Genomic DNA, 8,136 nt, shown 5'->3' with positions numbered 1-8,136 from the left:
GGTGGTCGCGCTCGGCGTCGCCGGCGACGCCGAGCGCACCCGCGTCGTGCCGATGGAGCGGGGCGAGGACGACTGGTGGAGCCCGGTCGGTCCCGAGCCGCTGGGCGAGACCGACTACGGCTACCGGATCGACGGCGCCGACCAGGTGCTGCCCGATCCGAGGTCGCGGCGGCTGCCGCACGGGGTGCACGCGCTCTCGCGCACGTTCGACCCCACGACGTACCGCTGGGACGACGCAGGGTGGACGGGTCGGCAGCTGGCCGGCTCGGTCATCTACGAGCTGCACCTGGGCACCTTCACGCCCGAGGGCACCCTGGACGCGGCCACCACCCGGCTGCCGCACCTGAAGGAGATCGGCGTCGACTTCGTCGAGCTGCTCCCGGTCAACGGCTTCAACGGCGTCCACAACTGGGGGTACGACGGCGTCGCCTGGTTCACCGTCCACGAGGCGTACGGCGGTCCCGCGGCCTACCAGCGCTTCGTCGACGCCTGCCACGCGGCCGGCATCGGCGTCATCCAGGACGTCGTCTACAACCACCTCGGGCCCTCGGGGAACTACCTGCCGCAGTTCGCGCCGTACCTGACCGAGGGTCGCAACACCTGGGGCGACCTGGTCAACCTGGACCGTGAGGGCAGCGACGAGGTGCGGGCCTACATCCTGGACAACCTGGCGATGTGGTTCACCGACTTCCGCGTCGACGGGCTGCGGCTCGACGCCGTGCACGCGCTGGCCGACAGCTCCCCGACGCACCTGCTGGAGGAGATGGCGGTGCTGACCGCCCGGCTGTCGGCGCACCAGCGCCGGCCGCTGACGCTGATCGCGGAGTCCGACCTCAACGACCCCACGCTGATCACCCCCCGTGAGGGTGGCGGCTACGGATTGGACGCGCAGTGGAGCGACGACTTCCACCACGCGGTGCACGTGGCGCTGACCGGGGAGACGACTGGCTACTACGCCGACTTCGAGCCGCTCGCGGCGCTGGCGAAGGTGTGCGAGCGCGGGTTCTTCCACGACGGCTCGTTCTCCTCGTTCCGGGACCGTGATCACGGCAAGCCGATCGACACCGCGCGGATGCCCGCGTGGCGACTGGTGGTGGCCAACCAGAACCACGACCAGATCGGCAACCGGGCGGCGGGCGACCGGCTCACGGCCCACCTGGACTCCGACCAGCTGGCGGTCGCGGCGCTGCTCACGCTGACCGGTCCGTTCACCCCGATGCTGTTCCAGGGTGAGGAGTGGGCGGCCTCGACGCCGTTCGCCTTCTTCACCTCCCACCCGGAGACCGAGCTCGGCCGGATCGTCAGCGAGGGCCGGCTGGAGGAGTTCGTGCGGATGGACTGGGACCCGAGCACCGTCCCGGATCCCCAGGACCCGCAGACGTTCACCTCCTCCAAGCTGGACTGGGACGAGCAGGTACAGGGGCGTCACGCCCGGCTGCTGGGGGTCTACCGGGAGCTGGCGGCGCTGCGCCGGGAGCTGCCGGAGATCACCGACCCGGACATGCGCAGCACCACGTGCTCCTACGACGAGGAGGCGCGCTGGTTCGTGATGCACCGGGGCCGGGTCGCGGTGGTGGTCAACCTCGCTGACGAGGCTCAGACGGTCGACCTGGGCGAGGACCACACGTTGCGCTGGGCGACCCCGGCTGGCGCGACGGTCGTGCCCGGCGGCGTCGAGCTGCCGGCGCATGCGGGTGCGGTGCTGCTGCCGCTGGACTGAGGCCGGGCGTGGGAGGGTCGGCGACGTGACTTCCCGCGTGCACCGGCGCAGCAACCGTGCGGTCGTGGTCGGCAGCGGGCCCAACGGGCTCGCTGCCGCCCTCACCCTGGCCGCCGAGGGACTCGAGGTGGAGGTGCTCGAGGCCGCCGACACCGTCGGCGGCGGCACCCGCAGCAGTGAGCTGACGCTGCCCGGGCTGCTGCACGACGAGTGCTCTGGCTTCCATCCGCTCGCCGTGGACACCCCGCTCGCCCGGCGCTTCGACCTCGGCGCGCACGGCCTGACCTGGCGCTGGCCCGAGGTGCAGTACTCACACCCGCTCGACGGCGGACGCGGTGCCGCCGCCCGGCGCTCGGTCTCCGAGACGGCTGACGGCCTGGGTTCCGACGGCCGGGGCTGGGAGCAGGTATTCGGCCCCCTGACGAGCCGCTTCGACGACATCGCCGAGGACTTCCTGCGGCCGATGCTGCACGTGCCGAGCCACCCGGTGCAGCTGATGAGGTTCGGTGCGCTGTCGGTGCTGCCGGCCGCCGTGCTGGCCAGGCGCTGGCAGGGCGAGGAGGCCCGAGCACTCTTCGCCGGCGTCGCCGCGCACGCCCTGCGTCCCTTCGGCAGCCCGGTCTCCGCGGCGATCGGGATCGCGCTGGGCACTGCCGCCCACCGACACGGCTGGCCGGTCGCGGAGGGCGGTTCGGGTGCCATCGCGGCCGCGATGACCTCGCTGCTCGGCTCGCTGGGCGGCACCGTGCGCACCGGGGCGGAGGTCACCTCCCTGGCCGAGCTCGGGGACGCCGATGTGGTGATGCTCGACGTCGCCCCGGCCGCCGCAGCCCGCATCGTCGGGGACGCCATGCCACGCCGGGTCTCCCGGGCGCTGACCCGCTACCGGCACGGTCCCGGCGTCTTCAAGATCGAGCTGGCAGTGGACGGCGGGGTGCCGTGGACGCACCAGGAGTCCCGCCTCGCCGGCACCGTCCACCTTGGCGGCACCCTCGAGGAGATCGCCGCCGCGGAGCGCGAGGTGCACCTGGGCCGGATGCCGGAGCGGCCCTTCGTGCTGGTCGGGCAGCAGTTCGTCGCCGACCCCCCGCGCGCCATCGGGGACGTCGTACCCGTGTATGCGTATGCGCACGTGCCGGCCGGGTGGACCGGGGACGCGACGGCGGCGATCGAGGCACAGATCGAGCGGTTCGCACCGGGGTTTCGTGACCGGGTGCTGGCCCGGCACGTGCGCTCCGCCGTGCAGATGGAGCAGCACAACCCCAACTACGTCGGGGGCGACGTGGTCACCGGCGCCAACGACCCGTGGCAGCTGGTCTTCCGGCCGCGGCTGGCGCTGGACCCCTACCGGCTGGGCGTGCCCGGGGTCTACCTGTGCTCGGCCGCCACGCCGCCCGGAGCGGGGGCGCACGGCATGTGTGGCTGGAACGCCGCCCGATCCGCCCTGCGCGACCTGCGCTGAGGCAGCTCCGGCGGCGCCGCCTCCCAGGCGTTCTGCCTGCCGAGGGCGGTGGCCGTCCCCGGTCGGCGGCCGGGCCGTGCTCAACCCCGAGACCGGAGGGTGTCGATTTCACCCCTGCTCGTGCGTCATCGTGACGAGGTGCAGGGTGCACCGCCGAGAGGAGCCACGATGAGCACCGAGTACATAGTCCTGCTGCCGGGCGACGAGAGCGTCTGGGAGCGGGCGTCGGAGTCGGAGCGGCTCGCGACCTACGCCAGGCACGAGGAGTTCGCCAAGCTCGTGACCGAGCGGGGGATGCGGATCACGGGTGGCGCCGAGCTGGCGCACTCCCGGGAGGCGAAGGTGGTGCGCGGGCCGCTGGACGAGGTCACGGTGACGGACGGGCCGTACGCCGAGTCGGTCGAGCAGCTCTCGGGCTTCTACCTGGTGGAGACCGACGACCTGGACGCGCTGCTGGCCGTGTGCGGCCTGCTCGCGGCCGACGAGGCGATCGAGGTGCGGGCGACCGTGCCGTCACCGGAGGCCTGATGAGGTACCTGGTGCTCCTGGCGCAGGACGAGCGGGTCTGGCCCACGCTCACCGACGCCGAGCAGGCGGACTACATGCGCGCCCATGTCGACTTCTCCCGGGAGGTCCAGACGCGCGCCACGATGCTGGCCGGCGAGGCGCTGGCCGGTGTCGAGGCCGCCACCACGTTGCGCCACGAGAGGGGTCACGGGGGAGACTGGGCCGTGGTGACCGACGGGCCTTTCGCCGAGACGACTGAGCAGTTGGGCGGCTTCTACCTCCTCGACGCGCCCGACCTGGACACCGTGCTGGAGCTGTGCCGGCTGCTGCCGCACGCCTACACGATCGAGGTGCGGCCCGCGGTCCAGGTCGAGCTGCCCGAGAGCGGGTGAGCGAGCAGGAGGACCTCGAGCTGGCCCTGCGACGGGAGTGGGGCCGGCTCCTGGCGCTGCTGGTCGCCCGCTTCCGCCGCATCGACCTCGCCGAGGACGCCCTGGGGGATGCGTTCGAGGCGGCCGCGCGCACCTGGCCCGTCGACGGTACGCCGGACAACCCGGCTGCCTGGCTGCTCACTGCGGCGCGGCGCCGGGTCCTGGACCGGCTGCGGGCCGAGTCGGTGGCCGCACAGAAGGCGCCGCTGCTGGTGGTGGACCGTGAGCTGGCGGCGGCGGGGGCGCGGGTGATGGCCGACCCCGGAGGGCTGATCGACGACGAGCGGCTGCGCCTGCTGCTACTTTGCGCCCACCCGGCGCTGGCCCCGGAGGCCGCTGCGGCGCTCAGCCTGCGCCTGGTGCTCGGGGTGCCGACCGTCGACATCGCGCGCCTCTTCCACGTGCCGCAGTCGACGATGGCCGCGCGGTTGACCAGGGCGCGGCGCAAGATCGCGCTGGCCGGCATCCCGTTCGCCGTGCCGTCGGGCCGGGAGCGCGACCGGCGCCTGGAGACCGTGGCGTCGGTGGCCTACCTGGCCTTCACCGCCGGCTACGCACCGATGACCGGGGATGCCGTGGTCCGCCTCGACCTCGCCGGTGAGGCCGTCCGCTTGGTGCGGGTGCTCGAGGAGGTAACCGAGGGGGACCCGCTCGTCCGGTCGCTGCTCGCGCTGGTGCTGCTGCAGCACTCGCGGCGCGACGCCCGGACCACGCCGTCCGGCGACCTGGTCCTGCTGCCGGACCAGAACCGCAGCCGCTGGCACCGCGAGGAGATCGACGAGGCGCTCGCCCTGCTGCGGCCGCTGCTCGGCGCCGACCTGACCGGGTCGGCCCGGGAGTACTGCGTCCAGGCGCTCGTCGCGGCGGAGCACGCCCTCGCACCGACCTCCGCGGACACGCGCTGGGACGTGATCGCCGGTCTCTACGCCGAGTTGGAGCAGCTCACCGGGTCGCCGGTCGTGCGGCTCAACCGGGCCGTCGCGGTCGCGGAGGCCGAGGGACCCGCCGCCGGCCTGGCCCTGCTTGAAGGGCTGGACCGGACACTACCGCGCTCCCACCGGCTCCCCGCCGTACGCGCGGAACTGCTGGCCCGCACCGGCGACGTCGCCGGTGCTCGCACCGCGGCCGACCGGGCCCTGGAGCTCTGCGGCAACGAGGCCGAGCGGGAGCACCTCCGCCGGCGGCGTGCGGACCTGGGACCGGCCTAGCCGGAGCGCCGGAGCGCTCTGAGCACGCGCAGGTAACGCCCCATCATCCACAGCTGGACCAGCCGGGTGGCCGGGCGGGCGACGCGCGCGAGCGCCCACTGGGGTCGCGAGGTGGCGGCGACCGTGAAGCGCACCGTGCCGTCGGACTCGAGTCGCACAACGAACACGTCCATGCTGACCATCATGGCCTCAGTGCTGGGTCTCGGGCAGGTACGCCGGCTCCACATCCTCACCAGGGGCCGGGTCCGTGACGCGCTCCATCGCGCCGTCGGGTCCGAAGCGGACCAGCAGCCACTGCCCGTCCTGGTACGCCGGGGCGAGCACGTGGTCGTCGTCCTCCCAGGCGGCGGAGCTCAGGTGAGCCAGGCCCGGCCCGGTGGCCGAGCGGCTCCAGCGCAGCGACCGGGTCTCCAGGTCGTACATCGCGATCTCGTAGTGGCCGACGCCGTCGCCGTAGGACTCCCAGGCCAGCAACGATCCGTGGTCGGGGGAGAAGGAGTCGAACCGGTGCTCGCAGGTCTCGATGAGCCAGCGGCTCTGGCGGGACTGCTCGTCGACGCCGAAGACGCCGGAGCAGGTGCTCAGGTCCTCGCGGACGTCCCGGATGCCGGCTTGGTAGCTCACCCAGCTGGTCTCCTGCGGGTCGCCGGCATCCACCCAGTCGGCCAGGCTGCGGAAGTGGCCCTCGCTGCTGGCGGCGGTGTCGCCGCCGGTCCCCAGCAGCCAGCCCTCGCTCGCCCCGTCCGGCCGAGCGACCGTGCCGAAGGCCGTGCATCCCCCGCTCGGCGCGCCGGGCACCAGCTCGGCGAAGCAGTCAGACCCGGTCAGGTCCACCAGCCGGATCTCCTGCGCGTCCGCTACGGAGCCCAGGGGTCGGGGCCGCTCGGCGCCGGACTGCAGGACCATCACCGCGGGGCCCTCGGGCCAGGCCACCTGTCGGTGGTCCTGGTCGACGACCAGTGACCCGGTGGCCGGGTGGCTGCTCTCCGGGGTTCCGGTGGCGGCCAGCACCTCGATCGAGATGGCGCCCTGCTCAGTGGTCTCCACGACGTACCGCCCGTCGCTGAGCCGCGTCCATGACAGGGGCCGGCCCTCGGTGGGCAGGGGCACCTCGTCGCCGTCCGCGGAGACAGCCACCGGGCGCTCTCCCGTGAGGTCGAGGTAGCCGACCAGCGGACGGGCTCCCATCGGCAGACCCGTGACGTCGAGGGTCTGGTTGCCGGCGAGCGCGTGGTCGGGGGTGACCTGCCCGGTGGGGGGAGTCGCCGGGGAGGGTGCGTCGTCGTCGCTGCTCGGCGCGAGCAGGAGCGCCGTGGGCACCACGACCGCCACGACCGCGGCGACCCCGGCGGCCACCAGCCCGTGGCGCTTTCGGCGGATCCGCCGGGCACGGCCGCGGACCCCGTCGAAGGTGAGCGGAGCGGCCGGCACTGCCTCGGCCCGGTCGTGGAGCGAGGTGGACAGGTCGCGCTCGAGGTCGGTCATGACTGCTCCTCGCGAGGGTCCAGGGACCGCGGCGCCCGCTGCCGCAGGCCTGCCAAGGCCCGGCTCGCCTGTGACTTCACGGTCCCGGAGCTGATGCCCAGCACGGTGGCGATCTCGGCCTCGGACAGGTCCTCGTAGTAGCGGAGCACGATGACGGCGCGTTGCTTGGGGGGAAGCGTCTGCACGAAGGACCACACGGCGGCACCGTGCCCGTCGTCGTACTGCTCGACCACGGGGGAGTCCGGCAGGGTCTCGCTGGGGCGCTCCGAGCGCCGCCAGGGACGCCGCCACAGGGAGTTGTGCTCGTTCACGAGGATCCGACGCACGTAGCCGTCCAGGGACTCCCGGTCCCGGATCCGGTCCCACGACAGGTAGAGCTTGGCGAAGGCGGTCTGGACGAGGTCCTCGGCTTGGGCCCGCTCGCCCGTCAGCAGGTACGCCGTGCGCAGCAGTGACGGCTGCCGGGCAGCCATGTACGCCGAGAAGTCCGCGTCCCGGGCAGCTTCGCGTGCGCCACGGCCCACCGTTCCTCCCGAGCTGACCAGGGTGCCGACCACCGTCCACCTCCACTCATGGTTGCGCATCCCCAGACGCGGGTGGGGGAGCAGAGGTTGCATGTTCGGCGCGGTCTCGTGACAGGCTCAGGAGGGCTCGTGGGAGGGCGGGTCGCCGACGACGAGCAGCACCATCCACAGCAGCACGGCAGCGACCAGGAAGGTCGGGTCGACCTCGCCGGTGCGTCCCCACATGGCGAGGGTGAAGGTGGTGAAGCCTGCCGCCACGGCGTACGCCGCGTTGCGGCACCAAGACTCCAGCTGGTCGTCGCCGAGGTTCCCGTTCATGGTTCGAGGCTGGCCCGATCGGGCCGGCGGCGCGGCAGGTTCGGCGAAAGCGGCGCGAAACGCCCCCCTGCGACATCACGGGCCTGGCCGGCTGTTGTGTCACGTCACCGATGTCCTGCCACGTGACACATCGCATCACCAGTCTGGGCGATAGTCCTCGAACACCTGTTCGAATATGCTGGGGGCTATGACGTTGCCGAGTGCCTGCGGGTCGATCGAGGGGCAGGTGCTCCCTCTCGACGAGCTGGATGCTGCGGGGGTGCTGGAACGGGCCGAGTGTGCGTTGGTGGCGCGGCGGGCGGTGGAGGTGGAGGACCTGCGGCTGGTGGCCCAGTGGGCGCTGCTGCACGGCAGTGACTCCCGTGATGACCCGGGGGCGTCGGGGTGGGACCGGTTGGTCGAGATCGGTGGTGAGGGCACGCCGCGGGTGCGGGACCTGTGCCTGGGAGAGCTGGCGGTGGTACGTCGGGTGCACGGGCTC

General features: G+C 73.1%; 10 protein-coding genes. 6 read left to right on the top strand and 4 right to left on the bottom strand.

Going from position 1 to position 8,136, the window contains the following annotated elements; genetic code table 11:
• The 5 genes from treZ to C5H89_RS16895 all read left to right on the top strand — a co-directional run.
• Positions 1–1,720, top strand: a 1,720-nt coding sequence (gene treZ, locus C5H89_RS16915) for a malto-oligosyltrehalose trehalohydrolase (protein ID WP_205305098.1), incomplete at its 5' end; no start/stop codon positions are given.
• 25 nt (positions 1,721–1,745) lie between these two features.
• Positions 1,746–3,182 (top strand): NAD(P)/FAD-dependent oxidoreductase, encoded by a 1,437-nt coding sequence (locus C5H89_RS16910; protein ID WP_240181927.1) that lies wholly within the window; start codon positions 1,746–1,748, stop codon positions 3,180–3,182.
• 168 nt (positions 3,183–3,350) lie between these two features.
• On the top strand, positions 3,351–3,710 hold the full coding sequence (locus C5H89_RS16905; RefSeq protein WP_104108149.1) for a YciI family protein: 360 nt from the start codon (positions 3,351–3,353) through the stop codon (positions 3,708–3,710).
• The gene (locus C5H89_RS16900; protein WP_104108148.1) at positions 3,710–4,081 is read left to right on the top strand and encodes a YciI family protein; all 372 of its coding nucleotides are present in this window, start codon (positions 3,710–3,712) and stop codon (positions 4,079–4,081) included. Before C5H89_RS16905 ends, C5H89_RS16900 begins: the two co-directional genes overlap by 1 nt.
• Complete coding sequence (locus C5H89_RS16895; RefSeq protein WP_104108147.1) at positions 4,078–5,328, top strand: DUF6596 domain-containing protein; 1,251 nt, start codon at positions 4,078–4,080, stop codon at positions 5,326–5,328. The genes C5H89_RS16900 and C5H89_RS16895 overlap by 4 nt, the downstream gene beginning before the upstream one ends.
• Here the strand turns inward: C5H89_RS16895 and C5H89_RS16890 are convergent.
• The 4 genes from C5H89_RS16890 to C5H89_RS16875 are packed head-to-tail and all read right to left on the bottom strand — an operon-like array spanning position 5,325 to position 7,655.
• Positions 5,325–5,501, bottom strand: a complete 177-nt coding sequence (locus C5H89_RS16890; RefSeq protein WP_205305097.1) for a DUF1990 family protein — start codon at positions 5,499–5,501, stop codon at positions 5,325–5,327. The two genes, C5H89_RS16895 and C5H89_RS16890, sit on opposite strands and share 4 nt — an antisense overlap.
• A gap of 16 nt (positions 5,502–5,517) precedes the next feature.
• Complete coding sequence (locus C5H89_RS16885; RefSeq protein WP_104108145.1) at positions 5,518–6,813, bottom strand: hypothetical protein; 1,296 nt, start codon at positions 6,811–6,813, stop codon at positions 5,518–5,520.
• Positions 6,810–7,397: a SigE family RNA polymerase sigma factor gene (locus C5H89_RS16880; RefSeq protein ID WP_104108144.1), complete on the bottom strand. Its 588-nt coding sequence runs from the start codon at positions 7,395–7,397 to the stop codon at positions 6,810–6,812. Before C5H89_RS16880 ends, C5H89_RS16885 begins: the two co-directional genes overlap by 4 nt.
• 57 nt (positions 7,398–7,454) lie before the next feature.
• Entirely contained in the window at positions 7,455–7,655 is a 201-nt protein-coding gene (locus C5H89_RS16875) for a hypothetical protein (protein ID WP_104108143.1), read from the bottom strand.
• 187 nt (positions 7,656–7,842) lie between these two features.
• On the opposite strand from C5H89_RS16875, the gene C5H89_RS16870 reads away from it, so the two are divergent.
• Positions 7,843–8,136, top strand: a 294-nt coding sequence (locus tag C5H89_RS16870; RefSeq protein ID WP_205305096.1) for a hypothetical protein, incomplete at its 3' end; no start/stop codon positions are given.

It is taken from the genome of Nocardioides sp. 616, from assembly GCF_002930065.1.
GTDB classification, from domain to species: Bacteria; Actinomycetota; Actinomycetes; order Propionibacteriales; family Nocardioidaceae; genus Nocardioides; species Nocardioides houyundeii.
This window is presented reverse-complemented; position numbering and strand designations above follow the sequence as displayed.